20 protein-coding genes are annotated in these 18,633 nt (G+C 48.7%); 5 read left to right on the top strand and 15 right to left on the bottom strand.

All coding sequences use genetic code 11. The features are described from left to right. Positions 1-23: 23 nt before the first annotated feature. From EJV45_RS16620 to EJV45_RS16630, 3 genes are all read right to left on the bottom strand, one after another. Positions 24-494 (bottom strand): hypothetical protein, encoded by a 471-nt coding sequence (locus tag EJV45_RS16620; protein ID WP_129717447.1) that lies wholly within the window; start codon positions 492-494, stop codon positions 24-26. Positions 495-570: 76 nt separating this feature from the next. Then, positions 571-855: a hypothetical protein gene (locus EJV45_RS16625; RefSeq protein ID WP_129717449.1), complete on the bottom strand. Its 285-nt coding sequence runs from the start codon at positions 853-855 to the stop codon at positions 571-573. A 43-nt stretch (positions 856-898) separates the two neighbouring features. Continuing rightward, positions 899-1,582: a YetF domain-containing protein gene (locus EJV45_RS16630; RefSeq protein WP_129717451.1), complete on the bottom strand. Its 684-nt coding sequence runs from the start codon at positions 1,580-1,582 to the stop codon at positions 899-901. Between the two features lie 193 nt (positions 1,583-1,775). Between EJV45_RS16630 and EJV45_RS16635 the strand changes: the two genes are divergently transcribed. After that, on the top strand, positions 1,776-2,231 hold the full coding sequence (locus EJV45_RS16635; RefSeq protein WP_129717453.1) for a PA2169 family four-helix-bundle protein: 456 nt from the start codon (positions 1,776-1,778) through the stop codon (positions 2,229-2,231). Between the two features lie 74 nt (positions 2,232-2,305). Here the strand turns inward: EJV45_RS16635 and EJV45_RS16640 are convergent, their stop codons facing one another. The 12 genes from EJV45_RS16640 to EJV45_RS16695 all read right to left on the bottom strand — a co-directional run bounded on the left by EJV45_RS16640 (position 2,306) and on the right by EJV45_RS16695 (position 15,298). Beyond that, complete coding sequence (locus EJV45_RS16640; RefSeq protein ID WP_205942410.1) at positions 2,306-3,511, bottom strand: amine oxidase; 1,206 nt, start codon at positions 3,509-3,511, stop codon at positions 2,306-2,308. Beyond that, entirely contained in the window at positions 3,512-4,657 is a 1,146-nt protein-coding gene (locus EJV45_RS16645) for a glycosyltransferase (RefSeq protein WP_129717455.1), read from the bottom strand. Positions 4,658-5,443: 786 nt separating this feature from the next. Continuing rightward, a complete protein-coding gene (locus EJV45_RS16650; RefSeq protein WP_129717457.1) occupies positions 5,444-6,724 on the bottom strand; it encodes an alpha-L-rhamnosidase N-terminal domain-containing protein in 1,281 nt (426 codons plus the stop codon). Positions 6,725-6,906: 182 nt separating this feature from the next. After that, complete coding sequence (locus tag EJV45_RS16655) at positions 6,907-9,192, bottom strand: PAS domain S-box protein (RefSeq protein ID WP_129717459.1); 2,286 nt, start codon at positions 9,190-9,192, stop codon at positions 6,907-6,909. Positions 9,193-9,386: 194 nt separating this feature from the next. Next, positions 9,387-10,577 (bottom strand): sensor histidine kinase, encoded by a 1,191-nt coding sequence (locus EJV45_RS16660; RefSeq protein WP_129717461.1) that lies wholly within the window; start codon positions 10,575-10,577, stop codon positions 9,387-9,389. A gap of 2 nt (positions 10,578-10,579) precedes the next feature. Then, positions 10,580-11,590, bottom strand: coding sequence for a serine/threonine protein kinase (locus tag EJV45_RS16665; RefSeq protein ID WP_129717463.1), 1,011 nt, complete (start codon positions 11,588-11,590; stop codon positions 10,580-10,582). Continuing rightward, entirely contained in the window at positions 11,583-11,996 is a 414-nt protein-coding gene (locus EJV45_RS16670) for an anti-sigma regulatory factor (protein ID WP_205942411.1), read from the bottom strand. The genes EJV45_RS16665 and EJV45_RS16670 overlap by 8 nt, the downstream gene beginning before the upstream one ends. Beyond that, the gene (locus EJV45_RS16675) at positions 11,977-12,384 is read right to left on the bottom strand and encodes an STAS domain-containing protein (RefSeq protein ID WP_129717465.1); all 408 of its coding nucleotides are present in this window, start codon (positions 12,382-12,384) and stop codon (positions 11,977-11,979) included. The genes EJV45_RS16670 and EJV45_RS16675 overlap by 20 nt, the downstream gene beginning before the upstream one ends. A 6-nt stretch (positions 12,385-12,390) precedes the next feature. Next, positions 12,391-13,254, bottom strand: a complete 864-nt coding sequence (locus EJV45_RS16680; protein WP_129717467.1) for an STAS domain-containing protein — start codon at positions 13,252-13,254, stop codon at positions 12,391-12,393. A 182-nt stretch (positions 13,255-13,436) separates the two neighbouring features. Beyond that, the gene (locus EJV45_RS16685; RefSeq protein WP_129717469.1) at positions 13,437-14,264 is read right to left on the bottom strand and encodes an HAEPLYID family protein; all 828 of its coding nucleotides are present in this window, start codon (positions 14,262-14,264) and stop codon (positions 13,437-13,439) included. Between the two features lie 53 nt (positions 14,265-14,317). Then, positions 14,318-14,728, bottom strand: coding sequence for a hypothetical protein (locus EJV45_RS16690; protein WP_129717471.1), 411 nt, complete (start codon positions 14,726-14,728; stop codon positions 14,318-14,320). Positions 14,729-14,821: 93 nt separating this feature from the next. Beyond that, positions 14,822-15,298: a hypothetical protein gene (locus EJV45_RS16695; protein WP_129717473.1), complete on the bottom strand. Its 477-nt coding sequence runs from the start codon at positions 15,296-15,298 to the stop codon at positions 14,822-14,824. 820 nt (positions 15,299-16,118) lie between these two features. Between EJV45_RS16695 and EJV45_RS16700 the strand changes: the two genes are divergently transcribed. Genes EJV45_RS16700 through EJV45_RS16715 form a run of 4 tightly spaced genes read left to right on the top strand, consistent with a single transcriptional unit; the run spans position 16,119 to position 18,590 of the window. Next, positions 16,119-16,835, top strand: a complete 717-nt coding sequence (locus EJV45_RS16700; protein WP_129717475.1) for a DoxX family protein — start codon at positions 16,119-16,121, stop codon at positions 16,833-16,835. 36 nt (positions 16,836-16,871) lie between these two features. Continuing rightward, positions 16,872-17,375 (top strand): hypothetical protein, encoded by a 504-nt coding sequence (locus tag EJV45_RS16705; protein ID WP_205942412.1) that lies wholly within the window; start codon positions 16,872-16,874, stop codon positions 17,373-17,375. Continuing rightward, on the top strand, positions 17,372-17,902 hold the full coding sequence (locus EJV45_RS16710; protein WP_129717477.1) for a hypothetical protein: 531 nt from the start codon (positions 17,372-17,374) through the stop codon (positions 17,900-17,902). Before EJV45_RS16705 ends, EJV45_RS16710 begins: the two co-directional genes overlap by 4 nt. Next, positions 17,880-18,590 (top strand): metallophosphoesterase, encoded by a 711-nt coding sequence (locus EJV45_RS16715; protein ID WP_165305092.1) that lies wholly within the window; start codon positions 17,880-17,882, stop codon positions 18,588-18,590. Before EJV45_RS16710 ends, EJV45_RS16715 begins: the two co-directional genes overlap by 23 nt. Positions 18,591-18,633: the final 43 nt, after the last annotated feature.

The raw sequence follows: 18,633 nt of genomic DNA on the forward strand, positions 1-18,633 counted from the left end.
ACCATGCGTTGCGGAGACGCCGTTTAGTCAGTCGGGATGATTAATCCCTTCTTTTTTGCGTTTGCATTGAGAAACCCGCCAATCATCAGACCGATTGCGGGTCCGAGGGCAACACCTATCGCCAGATTTTTGAAAAGTATACCGTAAGGTAAACCTATAGCGATACCAAGGGGCATCCAGATAGCTAAGTAGTAGCCTTCGGGCACAATCTTGTGGCGCTTCAGCAACATGCCTTTGTATGTTGAAAGTGCGCTGTGGTATGTCTTCCGGCTCGCAGCATCTGCACCGGCGGCAGGAAAAGCTGCGATTACATTTGCCGCACTTGCCTTAAATTCATCCAGCTCAGCACCCTGAAGTGCCTTGCCGATAGCTACAAATTCAAGGCTGTTGCTTACAAACCGATAGCCATACTTCTTTTGCTCTGCAACGGCGAGCGTTTCGGCTTTGAGCTTAAGCAGCGTACGCTGCTCGGAAATCCATTGTTCTGTACTCATTGATTGTTTAAGGCTTAAATTTCTATAATGAAGACATCAAGATCAAGCCAGACAAAGATATTTGTTTATGGTGTAGCTACAAACGATTTGTGCGGATCACAGATCTGCTGTTCAATGCTTCCGGATTATAAATCCGGAAGGACGGGAAGGTGGCTAGACTATCAATGTTTTGGTTTGTGCGGATCATATATCCGCTGCTCAGTGCTTCCGGATTATAAATCCGGAAGGACGGGAAGGTGGTTAGGCTAACAATGTTCTGGTTTGTGCGGATCACAGATCCGCTGCTCAGCGCTTCCGGATTATAAATCCGGAAGGACTGGAAGGTGGTTAGGCTATCAATGTTCTGGTTTGTGCGGATCACAGATCCGCTGCTCAGCGCTTCCGGATTGCAAATCCGGAAGGACTTAAGTAATGCGCGGGGTATCAATTGCTCTTACCCATTCTGTTTTTTTGCAGCGGGGGCAGTATTGTGCAGCGCTTAGATGCAGGACCTTGCCGCAGTGGGTACAGGCATAATCGCCGGCCTCATGGATCTCCTGCGATTTTTTCTGGTAGGGTTTTGGAAGTACGGGCAGGCCGGGCCGGACATCCTTATCTTCGTAAAAAAAGAAACTGACCTGACCGTTTGTTTCCAGCACCGCTGTTTTGACCTGGCCTACATGCTCAATGCTCATCACCCGCATCTCGGCAAAAAATTCATCTTTCGCAAAGGTATCAGCTCCCTCCTCCTGCAGGGTAAACTGCCCGTCTTCTATGATGTACATTGGCTCTCCCTCCAGAACCATCTCAAACTTTTCGCTCTTCGAGGCCACATAGGTAAGTAAACGGTAAAATCCCAGAATAACGGCAAAAACGATCAGCGATGGCAGGATGGCGAAATCCTTATTCATCATCGGGTCTCCCGCCGCCGACCCCAACGCGATGATGATGGCGACCTCGAAAATACTCAGTTGGCGTACGCCCTTTTTGCCCGACGACCGCAGCAGGACCAGCACAAACAAAAACATGATGAGTGTGCGCAATGCAATCTCAGTAATAAAGCTAAAGTCCAGTCCGTTCAAAAACAGATTTTCCCAGTCGATCGACATGATATTTCCCCCTTATCTCCCCTAAAAACGAACAAACCTGTGTTTAGTTTGCCGGTTATATACGCGATCAGACACCTGTGGTTTTTAAGGATTAACCGCGCGGCGAAAAGAAGGCCTTCCGACATTTTCTCAGAAACATGCAAACCAAACGGGCAATCATATGTTGTTTCTTCACATCTTAAAAACAGAAACTATGGGATTCACAGAAAGAACCGCAGAGGTATTAAATGACCTCATTGAAATCAATAATGACAGAGCCGATGGCTTTCGCAGAGCTGCAGACGATCTGAAAGATGAAAACATCGATCTGAAAGCAACTTTCGAAAAATTATCAACCCAAAGCCGTGACAACGTAACTGAACTGGCTGCCTTGGTAGGCCGTACAGGCGAAGAACCGGAAAAAGGCAACACCATTTTGGGAACGTTACACCGCGCATGGATCGACATTAAGGCAAGTTTTGGTGGCGATGATCGTCATAGCATTCTGGCCGAATGCGAACGCGGCGAAGACGCCATCAAAAAATCTTACCGCGATGCCCTGCAGGAGCAGGACCTTGGCGAAGATGTTCGCAGTGTACTGCTTAGTCAGCAAACAGGCATCAACGCAAGTCATGATGCAATCAAAGCACTGCGCGATGCGCATGCATAAATAAATCTTTGCAAGAAAAGCCGTCTTTCTCTCCAGGAAGACGGCTTTTTTGTTTGTGTCTGTCTCAAGCATGTTCACAGCAGCGCGTGGTCACTATGACTGGTTGCAAGTGGCATGGAACCGATAGAGTTACAGGTCCGCAGCCGATGTTGGACAAGTAAAATTGCATCTGCATAGGCCCGGTCCAGCCGCCGGTCTCGCGGATGCTCCGCGTCAGCGTCCCATAATCCTGAGTGGTGCCAGTTGCTCAGGTCATCCCAGTCAGGCCGGTCGATGATCGGGTACAGGCAAATGCCCGCTAACGGGACACCAGCTGCCATTGCTTCGGCACATTCCCTTCCGATCATTTCAATCCAATTTGGACGATGCTCACCAGGGTGGCTCGTTTCTGCCAGAACCAGGGGTTTGTTATAACGCAGGAAAACTTCCAGCATGAGCGAAGACAACCCGCGCCACCGGGTGTCGGGCTCCAGATTTGCCCAGGGCAAAAATGCAAACTCGCCGGAGATCCATTGGTTATTATAATAGAAGTTCAGACCGATGTAATCGATCAGTTCTGGACTGCCACCCAGTTCCGGACAGATTCTGCCGGTCAACATATCTACTGCCTGGTATTGCAATTCATGATCGTGAGCGGCTGTAATCAATTGTTCCGGCGAGGCGCTTAATGGCGGAACAATGTTTACCACCGGCTCTGTGGTCATGATGAGCGCAGCTGCATCGATCATTTTGATCATCCTTATGCCCTGGATGTATGCCTTTATAAGCGCATATTTTACATCCCAGCCCAGCCCCCTCGTATACGGAGCGGTTGCCCCCTCCTCCCCGCCAAGCCACGAGATGAATCCGACTTCATTGACCGGCGTAACGATCAATTGTTCGTCCGGACAATAGCTTTTAAAAAATATGGCAAACGCACGGCACACGGCTGTAAAGCGTACGGTAAAGTGCGGATGCAAGGGGCTCAGATCGTCCGGGTAACCGAAATGGCAAATATCCCAGATCTGCTGAACGCCATGCAGCCGGGCGGCGTCGATCATTCTGGCTACGGCAGAAAAGTCATAAACGTAGGGCTGCTGTTCAACCTGGCTCCACCTGATCCCTTCGCGGACGGTCTTTATGCCCATTTGCGTGATCAGCGCGTAATCTGCCGATGCCTGCTCAAGGTGACCGGTCAGTGCCAGCAGATCAACGCGATCGCCATGAACATTTAATTGATCGGTACACTCGAATCCACCCATCCAGAAAGACCGAAAAGGCGACTGTCCGGGCCTTTCCATCTAACTTGCCATCAAAGTGCCGGACTGTCCCAGGGCGATCTGCATCTGCTCTTTCATTGCCAGAAAGGTATGATCCCAGGATTTATCCTTCAAAAAATCGTCCACCCGGCTCAGCCATGCACGGCGGTCGGTTAGCTGAAGCTCGCGTTCAATTGCCTGAACAAACTCTGCTGGTTCGGCCGCTATGCTAACGAGTTTTTCTATTCCATACGGTTTGACAACGTCGCGAATCGGAGTCGAAATGACGCGCACACCCGCAGCGAGGTATTCAGGCGTTTTTGTCGGACTGATATATCTCGTTGAATCATTTAGTTTGAATGGAATCAGTGCTGCATCCCATCCCGCGAGGTACGCCGGAAGCTCGTCGTACGTTTTCTGGCCGAGGTAATGTATGTTGGCATGCCGGGGAAGAACGTCTACAGGAATCTTTAAAACCGGGCCCAGCAGGATAATCTGCCAGTCGGGCCGCTGTTGCGCAATATACCCGATCAGTTCTGTTTGAAAACGCTCATCAATCACCCCAAAAAAGCCGAGCTTCACACCTGTTATGCCTGCCTGGTCCTGCGGCTGCGCGGTTTTTGCCCTTGCAACAGAAAAATGCGCTTTGTCAATACTGCTCGGGAAAGGGAATATATTGTTATGCTGGTCTTTCTTCGCCTCAAACAAGGAATAACCTCCGGTGAAAACAACATCAGCGATCCTGAGCAATTCCTTTTCCAGTAATACCAGCTCTTTAGGCGCAAAATCAAAGGCAGAAAGCTCATCCATGCAGTCATAAACGATCAGGGCGGGCTTGTATGCTGCGGTGTAAGGCAGTGCCATCGGTGTATAGTACCAGAAAAGCCAATCCTCCAGATCTTCCCGGCTAAGAAAGCCGCCCACCAGTTGTTTCATTGACCTGAGTATCTGCCTGGGATCTGACCCGGCGGAAAGATGCGGTGTCAGGATGGTGAGCGTTTCGGTACGCTCATCGGCAGCCAGATAGTCATTCTCAATTTCTTCGAAAACCGGCTCTTCAAGAAAATAAACATTCATTTCGCTTGCAAAGCGACTGAGAAGATGCTGGGGACGCTGGTAAACAAAATCCCAGCGCAGGTGAGAAAAACATAGTAGATTTTGGGGAAGCAGTGGTTTTTGGTTTTTCATAATATATTACAGTAAGGCATGTTTTCCCCTGGCAATCCTGCTGCAATGAGCAGAAAACATCATCAGTCCGGTTTAATAACTGCGATCATCATTACAACAGGGTACACGGGGAAACGCAAGACCGATGCCACCAGTTTAGAATAAAGGCGTTTATGCGTATTTGCTAGCTGCGATCAGGTATATGTGGCAGCCCCGGGGCATTTCACGCAGATGCGATGCGCGCATCCATTTTTACGCGAGATTTAATCGTAAAAAAGCGTGAACGAAAAGCTGATTGGCTTTAGAAGCACCTGCTCATGCTGAGGAGCCATTAAACATACAAGAATCGTCATACAAATCACATATACGCGTTACGCTTAATTCATGCGTTCATTATAAGATTCTGATCAACAATCATTTATTTCAAGAGTATCAAAATTACTCTCTGCAGGAATTTCAATGTGCGGCAGGTCAATAGATGCTGGCTTAGAAGTTGCATTTGAGCAGTCGCCGGCATTGACCACGATCCTGATTCAGTCAGTCGGATCAGGAAGGAATGTTTCCAACCAAGCATGACATACAAGGGCGGCAATATTTACAGACGATTTGCCGGCGGCTGCCGCATGACCATTTAAATGAACGACTCTAATATCTTAGACCAGCCTACTGTAGACATCCTGCGATCAGCGCTTACCTACCTGTTTCCCGACGTACAGATTACCTTCAGACTGGAAGCAGAAAATGAAGAATGTGTGATACAAACCAGGCGCAAAGGGCCCGCCTCAATTGTCGTTTTCAGTTACCTGATCAAAGAATATGCTGACCTAGGAAAGCTTTCAGAATTAATTCAGACGCTCGAACTTTCGCTGAGGCGTGCTGTTGAATAGCTATTGTAGTATATCGGTATTCGTAGTTCGTATTTGGACGCGGTGCGGAAACCCCTCGGCCAGTTATGCGTAGTAAGGGATTAGACAGCCTGGTCGTTCGTCTTTGTAACACAACCCAGCCAACGAGGTTCTGACCAAAATCGATTACATGTTCACCTGCCGGTGTTCTGAATATTTTAAGGGGCTTAAAAGTTTCGTGTTTTCTTACCGGCGGGCCGCTCATGCCAACCAGCCTTTCACTGCCCGGCTGGAGCACCTGTACCGGTTGCCAGCGCTCAGACTCAGAAAATGAAATGTCATCCCATCCCGGCAGTTCTTCCCGTGCGTCATATGTTTCGCCATCGTAGATATCAGAAGACCGGATAGGTCCGCCGGTACTTTTCCAGCTTTCATCACTAATGATCGTTTCGCGGCTTCCGTCAATGTATTCCAGGTCAAGCTGAAATTTCAGGGCGCGGGTATCGCCATAAAATTTGCTTTGATTGGCAAAACCGATCCGTCCTTTGTACCAGCCATCAGCAAGCGTAACCCCGATCACATTTTCGCCTTTTTTCAATTGTTTATCGAGCTTATAAACCTGATATTGGATATGGTGTTTATAACTTGTCCATCCCGGTGCAAAATAATGGTCGCTGATCCTCGAACCATTTAGCCGGGCTTCATACAAACCTTTGGCGGTGATTGTAGCGTAGGCCGTGCGGACAGACTTGTTCAGCATAAACTTTTTACGCATAACCGGGCTTACGGCAGATGTATCACTCCCGCTTACGCCGATCCATTTAGCCTTCCAGTCCTGGGGTAACATAGCCGTTCTGAAATGCTGGCGTTCTGACCATGCAGAGGTATTGCCATGGTTGTCCCTGACACGTACCTGCCAGAAATAACCGGCGTTAGAGCGCAACGGATCACCGGCGTAACGAACAGCCACCGATTGGTCTGTAGGGCTTTTGACGCTCCAGACCTTACGTGCACCAGATCCGCCATCACTCAACAGATTCAATTCATACTGAACCTGTGTTGTGTTTTTTTGACTGGATTTAAGCTTCCAGCTGAAATTTAAATTTTGCAGGTCTGTGCTTAAACTGTTAGTCAGCTGATTTATTTTCAGATCATAGACAGCTAATTTTTGAGAATGAACCCGACCGGCTATAAAAATAATTGCCAGAAAAAGCAGTGAAAAGCGCAGGGAAAACTTAGGCATATTTGGTTTTTTCTTAAATATACCTGGTCAGCGCCATGCTGACAATAGCTGACCGATGCGTCATAAAAAAAATACGCATGAGCCGGTACATGGGGAACATTTGTACAACGGCAGCATGACCGGTTCAAGCCGCTTCGGCGTCAGATGCCCGCTTTATAGGTGAGCTGATTTCCGGCTTGCGGTCAGGCAACATCACGCGGGAGCGTAAAATAGAATGTGCTCCCCGTACCGGCGGTGCTTTCGGCGCCGATCTGGCCACCATGCCGCCTGATGATTTCACTGCAGATGTACAGACCGATGCCGAAACCCGAGATATTCTTGGTTTCCTGTCTTTTGATGCGATAATACCGTTCAAAAATCCTGGGCAGGTCAGCGGCCGTAATCCCGATTCCTGAGTCGCTTACGCTGACTTTCACCTGGCCGTCTGCTTCGGTACAGGCCACGTTTATAACAGACCGTGCGGGCGAATACTTGACAGCATTGCTTATAAAGTTATTGATAACCTGACCAATCTTTTCCGGATCTGCATGTACCCAGATATCAGGCATTGGCTCGAAAATAATGGTATGGCTTGACACAGAGACACGGCTCTCTTCCTCGGCTTCTTTTAACAGGGAAGCCAGATTGCATGCTTGAGCCTCGATGTGAATTTTCCCGGATTCCAGCCTGGAGACATTTAAAAAGCTGTTAATCATACGCGTCATTTTATTGAGCTGTTTGACCGCCCGCTCAAGCAAACCGGCTACGAGCGAGTCACCGGCTTCGGCGCTTTTCTTTTGAGATACCTGGACATAACTGATTGTTGAGGTCAGGGGTGTCTTTAGTTCATGACTGACCATGCTGATGAAGTCGTTTTTGCGCTGCTCATCTTCTTTGAGATCGGTTATGTCGACAGCAGTGCTGATAAAGCCTGCGAATTTTCCGTCCTGATAGAACCTCACGGCCGCATCGGACAACAGCCACCGGTAGGTCCCGTTCGCATCCATAACGCGGAAATCGCAATGAAACGGCTGATGTGCCTGCTTAGCGCTAGTGTAGGCCTCGACGCAGCGTTCCCTGTCCTCAGGATGCAGCAATTCAAGCCAGCCTTCTGCGATAAGATTTGATGCCGTTGCGCCCGTTAAGCGCTCCCAGGCCTGGTTGAAATAAATGGCGCTTCCATGCTCGTCGGTCATGGCAATATAAATGTTTGAACCTTCCGCCATAGTCCGGAATCGCATTTCACTCTCTCCAAGCGCTGCCTCGGCATTTCTGATTTCGGTGATGTCGCGCGTTGTTCCGGCAATGGCTATTACCGCACCCGACTCATCGATAACCGGGTTAAAAATATAGTCATAGATCCGTCGGCCAAGGGTAGCATGGGGAAACGAGACTTCTCCGCGTACTGAAGAGCAGGTAGCTATCACATGATCAATCTCCCGTTCATGCATTTCGGCATGCCAGGGTTCGTATCCGTTCTCCAGCAAACCTTTGCCTACGGCATTTTCCCAGGTCTTACCCCACATCTCAAGCAGCGCTCTGTTGGCATAGGTAAAACGGTAATTAAGGTCAAATACATAAATCAGGTCGGGCGTGTTGGCCGTGATGGCCTCATAAAGGCGTTCCCGCCGCTCGGCAAAATCTCTGGCCTCGCGCAGCGCCTGCTCAGCTTCACGGTTGGCAGTCACATCTGCAGCGGTGCCATACCACTCGAGGATCTTCCCCTGTTCATCAACTATAGGGACAGCCCTGGAATTCATCCAGCCGATAGCACCGTCAGCATATTTGACGCGGTGTTCAAGACTGAAGACGCGCTTTGCTGCGATTGCGTCGTGTATAGCTTTCAATAAGAGCGGCTGATCTTCTTCCGGAATGTAGGTATTCAGCCAATCTTCCATCGGTTCGTCTGTATTGAGCAGAACACCCCGCCCGTCCACGTGCTGCAGCCTGCTCCAGTCCGGATTCATCCTGTAAATAACATCAGAACTGGCCGCAAGAAGCGCCTGAAAACGGAGTTTATCAATGTCAATTGATTCATCGTCATGTTCCTGGTGATCGATGCCTGCGGTTTGAGCGAGCGATTCAGCAGCAGCTACATCGGATGTACGTTGCGATTGCTCATTGGGGCTTTCGCTGAAAACCAAAGTAAACCGGCCCTCAGCGCCCGCCGGAGACACCCCCACGGTAGCGAAAGACGCTGACGCGGAAAAACTCACCTCATGACTTCCTGACGCTTCAGGATATTGATCTAAAAACGAACTCAGATCTATATGTTCACAGGTAACAATTGTATCAAGCAACTGCCCGGCGCAATCAGGCACAGCCGAAAGCCGCGCGAATGCCGCATTTGCAGCCAGAATCTGGTATTTTCCCCGTGCTGCAGTTGATTTCTGGACCATGCAAACCGGCAGATTCAGATGTATGAAGAACAGTTGGTAGTCCTGGTCGGTAATCGATTTTATCGCAGTCGCTCCTGGCGTGGTTTCCATATAAATAAGGTATTAACCGTTTTTCGCACAGCCGGTTGCGAAAGCCCCTTATACGGCTGAAGCCTAAAAAAAACGGTAAATGTATCATAAACAGTGGATCAGTCCAGTTGTTTGCCAGTTGTGTCCGAACGACTACATGCAGTAGCCGGCAATCAACAGCACTCTCAGAAAAACGCCCTTGATCTGAATGAAGGTTATGAGGACGCCGGAATAGTGAAATGAAACGTAGAGCCCGTTCCCGGTGTGCTTTCAACCCAGATTCGTCCGCCATGATCCGTCACAATCTTCGATGCAATGTACAAGCCCATACCAAGCCCGGCATGCGAGTTAAGTACATCATCAGATCTGTAAAACTTTTCAAAAACCGAACGGATATCACGCTCATTCATCCCGATACCCTGGTCTGACACCGATATTTGTGCAAATCCCTGCGTGTCTACACCCGCTTTAATACTAATCACGGTGTTTTTTCTGGAATATTTAGCCGCATTGCCAAGCAGATTGGAAAAAACCTGTTCCATTCTGAGTTTGTCGATACTAACCTTTATATCTTTGATTACCGAAACGCGGAACTCATGATTCGGGGTTATGTGTTTCATAACAGCGACCATGTCAGCGATGAGGTCGCCGATCTGCACCCGTTCCATCTGATAGGATATGTGTCCGTTTTCAAATTTTGAAACATCGAGAAGTTGCTGTACCAGGGCTAGGAGTTTGGATGTCTGTCCGTCAATTTTATCAACAATGCTTTTTACCTGATCAGAACAGCCCTCTTTCATCACCTTGATCATTTGTGAATACGCTTTGATAACGGTAATCGGCGTTTTGATCTCATGGCTGGCCACTGAGATAAACTCGGTTTTCTTCTGGTCGATGATTTTTGAGCGCTTGAGCTCTTCTTCTTTTTCCTCGGCAATCCTGTTCAGGGTGCGATTCCGTTTTTTTATCTCCTCATAAGCATTAATAGGCGGAGCATCTTTGAAATAGGCAGCAAGTGCAGTAATCTTTGCCCGGTTAAGATTTATGGAGCGCGGAATGCCGATGCGGAGCTCGATAATGGTTATGCCGTCATGCTCTATCCTGCTAAACTCAGGCACAAGTTTCTGCGCGTAGAAATAGCCGTCAGCCGGAACAAAACGCTCGGGGCTTCCGAACGTGAACCGGCCTGACAGGGCGAAGCGCTGGTCTACCGGCACCAGGCCGATACTAAGGCTGCCATTGTTCGTGTGTTCGATGACGGTTCGCGCGATCTCTGAAATGGCCGTTGCAAATGTCGTGCAGGTAGCCAGCGTCAGCCCGAGCTTTTGGCCAAGGTTCAGCGAGCGCTTGTGCGCCAGAACCAGGTCCATCTCATTTTCGAGCGATATTACATCAATTTCATTCATGCTCATTTAATTTTGATGCTGACAACCGACATGTCATCGGTCCTCCGTGCATGGTCTTTATAGATGGCGGCGTTTAAAATTGCCGGATCAAACTTTCTTATGTTCGGGTATTTAATAATGTCCCAGCGTGTCTTGATCCCATCAGAACAAAGCACAACCAGGTTATACTGTTCTGCCGAATAAACCTGCTCATTCATGGAATTCGGTATGTTGTGACCAACAATGCCATTATACGACATGTGATTCTTAACCTGGTTTGGTCCGAACATTCGCACAGCGATATTGCCCACACCGGTAGAGCGCCAGGTCTTTGATGCGAAATCATATAAAAGAACATTCATAACCGCACCACGAGTTTTCTTTATGGCAGGATGAATAAAACGGATGGTATCTGTAGGACTCTGATCAGGAAAAACCCTGATAGCCGCCGCCGCTTCGTTAACGGCTTTATTGGCTTCAGGACCATGCCCCAGGCCATCTGCCAGTGTCAGTTTGAGGTAACTGGTCGTTTTTTTAATGATGAGCCCGTCGCCGCAGGTCGTTTCACCAGGTTTGGAAACAACCAGGGCCCTGACCACCACCGGTTCCCGACCGGCCTTTCGCTCCGGTTCATTATAGATCCGGCTGAGCACAATTGTTCCCCAACCGGGCAGCGAATACAAATCAAAGTCGCCTGAAAGCCGTTTGATGCTGCCGAGGCCATGTCCCATGGTGTTCACTGTCGAGACACCATCATGAAGCATCTTGGCCGGATTGGTCATACCTGGTCCGCTGTCGATACTGATCAATTCGATATAAGGATTGCCGCCATTGGCAAAAACACCGGCTAAGATTTCCCCCTGGTCACCAAACTTAAAAAGGTTTGACGTCATTTCCGCAACGACAATATCCAGTTCATTCAACCGGGGTTCCCTGATACCTCCCTCAAGAGCCATCCGGTGAATCTCTTTTTTCAGCAACGAAAAGTAACTCCGGTCGTTTGCTGCAAAACTGATGTGTGTTGCGTCAACCATTTGCCCACTTTATGACCATGACGGTCGTACCCTCTCCTACAGTGCTCTTTATATCAAATTCGTTTACAAGGCGCCTTGTACCCGGCAGACCGAGCCCCAGGCTTCTGCCTGTAGAAAAACCGTCTTTCATGGCCTGCGGAATATCGGCAATGCCTGGCCCCTTGTCTACAAAGGTGAGCCTGACACCATTATTTCTTCCGCTTGAGACGACCTCGATGTCACAGTATCCCCCGTTACCGTAACGCAGCATATTTCTAACCAGTTCACTTGCGGCGGTAATCAGTTTGGTCTGATTGACCAGCCCCATCTTGATCCGGGTTGCGGTTTCCTTAACCCTGTTTTTAAGAAAAACAGTATCCTGCTCCTTGACAACCTGAATCGTGTCTTTACTCAGCGACAGGACCATGTTCTATATCTTCCTGGTCGTCTTCCGGGTCTTCGTCTATCATTGTTCTGAGCAACGCCATCCCTTTTTCCACGTCGAGCGCCGTGTGCACGCCCTTCAGAGGCAGGCCCAATTCGATCAGCGTAATGGCCACCGCAGGCTGCATACCAACCACGACGGTTTCTGCATCAAGAATTTTTGACATGCTGGCAATGTTACCAATAATCCTGCCCATAAATGAGTCGACGATCGAAACCGCCGATATATCGATCAGCACACCTTTAGCACCCGTTTTGTTCACCATCTGGACCAGATCTGACTCCAGGGTAAGCGCAAGACGGTCATATAAATCTACCTGAATGGTAACGAGCAGGAAACTGCCCATTCTCAGAATAGGAATTCTATCCATACACCTTTAAAATTTTTGAACAGCAGGAATTTTCTTTACTTCCAGACGCATCACTTTAAATGCATAAGACAGTGCGCTGGCCAGAGATGCCTTTGTTATGATTGTAGAAAGGTCGATACCAAGGTGAACAACCGTTTGTGCAATTTCGGGCCTGATGCCGCTGATGATACATTCCGCGCCCATTAAACGGGTTGCGCTTACTGTTTTGATGAGATGCTGCGCAACAAGCGAGTCAACCGCCGGTACGCCCGAAATATCAAGAATGGCAATGCTGCTGCCCGTTTCAACGATCTCCTGCAAGAGGTTTTCCATAACAACCTGTGTCCTGGCGCTGTCGAGCGTCCCGATAATAGGAAGTGCTAAAATGCCGTCCCAGACACGGATAACCGGTGTGGAAATTTCTGTAATCTCGTCTGTCTGACGAAGAATGACTTCTTCCCTTCCTTTAATAAACGTTTCAAAGGTAACAACACTCAGGCTGTCCATGATGCGGCTTATCTTTCTGCTTTCCTGAAACAAAGCATCAGCGTCTGTCTTGGTTTCACTCTGCAATACCTCAAGCAAGGCTTCTTTCAGGGAGAAAACGAAGTTTCCGGTTTCTCTCGGACTAAACCCCTGTCTGGCGCGTGTAATGGCAATACCGCCAAGGATTTCGATAACCGGACTCCATTCATCAGCGTTCACGTCAGCCACAATGCCTTCGGTGAGATTGTCTACCAAAGCATCGATAAGTTCTTCTGATTGGCTTCTAAGTTCTTCATTGCTGATGAGATCTTCACGAAGACCTTCGTCAGCCAGTTGATTTTTCATCCAGAGCTCAAGGATGTTTTTTTTCTTTTCTTTTAGCAAGTTGTTGGTTGTTAATGACATGCGAAATATAGATCGAAGGATAATCAGGCTATATTTTCTATTGAAAATAATGCTGAAAGGTAGGCTTTTATCGGAATATTGCCAACAGCACTATTCGGAAATTTCCGATCGGATAAAAATTTGTTTAAATTTTTCATTTTCAGAGCTAAACAATGCGTATTTAGCATGCATTGCGTGGTATTTTAATGCGGTGACCTATGCCGGGGTTCATAGATTAGCCTAAGGAAACTACTGAAACGTTGGCTTTCTCTACTTACCGGAATTCCGGTCACAATGCCTGCCAGCAGGTTGTCAGCCAGGCTCAGCCGGAACTGCGGCCTGATCGTCATATCGAAGCCCGACGCATTAAATTCTTTGTTGAGCTCCAGGCCAAGAAAGTTTTTGGAGCCCGGAATCAGGTAATGTGCGCTGCTGTTATGCTGCCAGCTTGCTGTGACCCCATGCCCGGATTCGCTGACCAGGTAAGGTCCACTGTAAATCAGCGTATGGAAATTGCTTCCCCAGCGTTTTGCCACGACCAGGAACGGATTGAACACATTCCCCTCAAAAACACCGTGTCGGTATTCTTTAAATGGCTTGAGGCCAAATTCATGAATGTAACCGATAGCCATAGACGTCCTGACTTTTTCTGAAACAAGGAAGGTGTACTGAGCGGCCAGTTTAAGCCCGTTCAGGCGGTTGCCTGGCAGTGGCGTATCTCCTGGCAGCGACGTGTTAACAGAGTAAAAGGTAAATGGCAGCTCCACTTCAAGGCCGAGCCGGTTTAGCGGTGCAAACTCATACTCAACCAGGGCGGTGTATTCGTCAAACCGGTCATGGTCGGTAATACCCAGGCCAACGTTCCACTCCCTTTCGCCTTTTCTGGCACCAAGGTCGCGAATCAGGTCAATATATAAAGGTTCGGCATGCTGCACCTTGGCAGGCTTAGCAATGGAGTCGCGCTGTGCAGATGAAGCCAGCGACTGAAGTGTCAGCGCGATAGCAACGACACTTCTTTTATATGTGATCATAAAAAGTAATAGAATCGGACACGCTCTGCTGCCCGGTTAAACGGAAACCTTTATTATCCGGCGATAGCCGCCGGCACGTTGAGTAGGCAGATCCGTTTAGGAGGAGGAGACTCCAGGCTCTTTAATTGTTCGGGTAGCTGTTTATTATATCCGAAATAGGTGGGCGCATGGAAAAAAGTCAGGGCAAGAGCAAACGCAGTCGCGGGCTGCACATGCATAACGAAAATCTTTCCGGCAGTATCATCGTCCGCATCCTGTGTCTCCGGAACATCAAACCCGAGCATGTATTCGAGCACAAATTCACTGATACTTTCAAGTTTGTTGATACGCAGGTCCTCGAGGTAGGTTGCCTTGCCGGAAATGAAATTGAGATGCCGCTCAGGGTTGAGTGACAGGTTAACTGTCTGGAGCAAAAGCATCCAGCATACAACCAGCCTGAAATATGAGCCTGCAAAAGATTTCACCGGCGCAAGATAACCAAATCTCTCATGAAAGAATAATACAACATTGAATTGCTCCGGTCGGGCAATATGAAGGCACGGCCGGAGAATTTCAAATCAGCCCATGTTATGCTCCGTGATCAATTCACCGATCTGCTGTAAAAAGTCAGGATTTATATCATCCATCGTTTCCCATACCACCTGGTCGCCCGCAGATTGGGCATAGATGACCGCTATTTTGTCACCGCCCAGAAATATCCGGTAGGTTCCGTTGTTTTGCGGCTCCACGCGAAGTTTATCTTCTACAACCTGAATCTCGAAGGGATCAGTTTTACCCAGCGTGAGCAGTGGCGACCCATCCTGGTCGGCTACGCCGGAAACTTCCTGTCCTGAAGCCGTACTGCTCCCCGTTCCGCTTTCAGACTCGGTTTCTAACTCCTCAAATTCTGTTTCCTGGTCCCACTCGCCTGCCTCATCTTCTTTCCCGGCAGATTGACCAGCAGAAGGTTCCTGGTGTGGATGGTTGTCATTTCCTGAGCTGGCAGCTGTGTTTCCGCCCGCGTTTTGTTCGTTATCGATATTTTCAAGATTCATCTTCGTAAGATTTTGTAGCTATGATACCTACAACAACGGCTGTCGGGGCATAAGGTTTGAAAATCACTGATCTGATTCAAACATGAAGCGAAAGTAAAGCTTCGGCATTCGTTATGAGGGCCTATACCATGGTGCCGATTATGTATCCTTACTCCTTATTCAACAGAGCTGTTCGTCACCCGCTCAAAGGAATTATGAGAGGCCTGCACTATGGTCCTGATTCATTGTTGCTTACTATTGTTGTCCGGTAAAAATTTGCAAAACAAAATAAGATCCTTCTGAAAAGTCTCAAAGCAATATCCGCATCAATTTTCTGAATCAAGCCCTGAATTTTACGTTATGGGTTTTACGCACAGGCGGTGGTTTTGATGACGGTTTTGCCTCATTACTACCATTGATAGGTGCGGACCGGCCTTGTATCTTCTCGCCGCAGAAAAGTATTAAAAGTCTTGCACTGCTTTAAGGAGGTTGGGAAGAACCAAGGAGGGGAACCAGCCCGGAACGGAATGGCGCAGAGGTAATCCGGGCCTTTTCCCTCCGCCGTAGGACTTTTGATGCTTTTATGCAAGAAGAGATACTCAGCCGGAGCGTTTTGCTTCTTTTTCGCCAAAAAGAAGGAGCCCCGCGGCGGTAAGCGGTTCGATACCATAGCCTCACATCTACTGGAAACCAAAGAATTATAGCTTTTCGCAGAACCTCCCCCGGGCAACAATGGTTCGTTAATCTTTATTCTACAAAGCTCCTACAGACCCACAATTTTCAGCACCAATATTTGAAATATTAAAAATCTAATTAACTTTGAAATACAAAGCACTTTTAAATGAAGACTCAAGCGTATTTCGAAGCCAGGCATGCAGCGATTAAAAACAACCGCTGGTTCCGTTATTTTACTGTTTTTAACCGTGTTGCCCTTGCAGCCGGTTTTCTGCCTTCTGGTTACGTAAAAATCATGGGCGAACGATTTACAGACCTGCATAACAACCAACCTATGGGGCATTACCTGGAAGCGCTTTATCATACCGGTTACTACTACACCGTGATTGGCATAGTGCAGGTGCTGGCTGCTCTGCTTTTGCTCATCCCGCGCACCGCGCTGCTGGGCGTGCTGATCTATTTTCCGGTCATCCTGAACATCTGTATCCTCTCATTCTCGGTCAGGTTTGAAGGCTCACTCCTCTCATCGCCGCTAATGGTGCTTTCCTGTATCTATCTGATGGCCTGGGACTACGATCGCCTGAAATATATTCTGCCCGTGATGACTGCCAGGCGGGATACTGAAAAACAAACCAGGCCGGTTAGCAACCGTTTCCCTGTTGGTTTTGCGGCCGGGTCATTTGCTGCCGTTGTGATTATTGTAGCAATTATTCTCAACGCTTTCAACATCATGCCAAGAAACACGCTGAAAGATTGCCAGGGTCAGTGCGACGAGCGTCGGGATCCGGAGGCTTGCAAACGGTTTTGCGAATGTATCCACCTGCAGGGCGAGCCACTGCGGAAATGCCTTACTGAATATAAAAAAGCTGCAAACGCTAAATAACGTCCATACGCACCAAAATCCTAAACACAAAAAACCATGAAATCGCAGGGCCTTCGCCATTATCTATCACTCATCCTTTTATTTATGCCGCCGCTGCTGTTTGCGGTGCTGCTGGTTGCATTCAAAGATCATCCGAAATTGCAGCATACACAGATGCCGGCGCTTTCGTGGCAATTCTGGATCCTCGCATTGGCCGGTCTTGTGGCCACAGCCGGAGGTGTGCTCGACTGGCGCTATCACCGCAATCCGCTTAACATGAAAATTCCGAAAAAGGAACGCGATGCCGAAGCCGCGGCACTCGGCCTGGGCGGCCTGCCCATGTTTGTACTCATGTGGCTGGCTATGATGAGCGATAAACCCACCTGGTACCTCATCCCCATCCTCGTTGTTCTTATCTATACGGTTGTGGCCATCTGTTACGACGAATTTGTTTTTCACATCAAACGCTGCAGGCCCCGGGAGAACCTCTATCACCGCATGCTCGTGTTTGGTAACGGCATTGCCTGGCTGTCGTGGTTTCACTTTATCTTCATCCGGTGAGGTATAAACATTTATTGCAGGAGGCGCGTAAGCACTTTGACCGGTATCCGGAGGCCGCAGAAGGTATCAGTTCTGCCAGTTTTTTTGAGCAGGGCGGCAGGTGGATGAGCATCCGGCTGCAGGAACTGCGGGGTCAGCAGACGCAGCAGCCCGATGAAGTTTCCTCTTTCAGCTTTTACGGCTGGCTAAAATACGGGCTTTGCTGCGCTGGTACGCTTCCGGCCGCCGCCGCCCTTTACCTCATTCATCCCGTTGTCAGCATACTGAGCGTGGTCGTGTTTTATTGCATCGAAGCCGGATTTTTGTTTCTTTTTCCCTTACTTATTGACAAAAGGCCGGCGCCCCTGGCCGGAAGTATCGCCATGACACATCGTGTCGGATTTTTAAATGCGGTTACCAACGTGATACCAATCGCGCTGTTCATGTTGTCGGGCCTGCTCAATGTACGCTCACCTTTTTTTCGCTGGCAACTCGGCTGCATGGCTGTTCTCATCTGGTATATACATGAAACTAGAACTCGGCTATAACCACGATTTCGAAGTACGGGATACGGGCATGAAATTGGCCGGCATGCCAACGTTACGTATTTTATTTATTTCTGACCTTCATTTTGGCTGGTTCAGCGCAAAGACGGTCAGAAAACTTTTAGAGAAAATCAGCGAACTCGACCCGCACCTGATCCTGTTTGGCGGCGATTACATTGATTTGCCGGGAGGCCGCAGGCATTTAGCGTCGCTGCTTGGCGGGCTTCCCCCTTTGGCAAACGTTTTCGCTATAGCGGGCAACCATGACTATCTTTTTGGCCTGAACAGAACACGCAAAATATTTGAAAGCAAAGGTGCAACATGGCTGCACAATACCAGTACGTCGATTACTATCGGTGGCAGGGAAATCCTGTTATGCGGCAACACAACTTCGCCCCCGCCGACCAATGCGGCTCTTTCGATTCTTTTTACGCATAGGCCTGCCGATTTCGAAACCTGCGCTAAAAACTTCCAGATCGTTTTTGGCGGCCACCTTCATGGCGGACAAGTAGTATTGTGGCAAAATGCCCGTGGCCTGTATCCTGGCCGGCTGTTTTACCGCTGGAATGTACTTGAAAAACGGTCGGCCACCTGCAGGTATTTTATGAGTAAAGGCATGGGCGACACACTCCCCATACGGTTCAACTGCAAGCGGGATATCATCCTGTTACGGATCAATCCCGAAACCTAAGGGAGCTCACTTCACACAGCTACCATTTCGCCTGCCGGCGGAT

The sequence above is a fragment of the Pedobacter sp. SYP-B3415 genome, from assembly GCF_004138205.1.
In the GTDB taxonomy this organism is placed as follows: Bacteria; Bacteroidota; Bacteroidia; order Sphingobacteriales; family Sphingobacteriaceae; genus Pedobacter.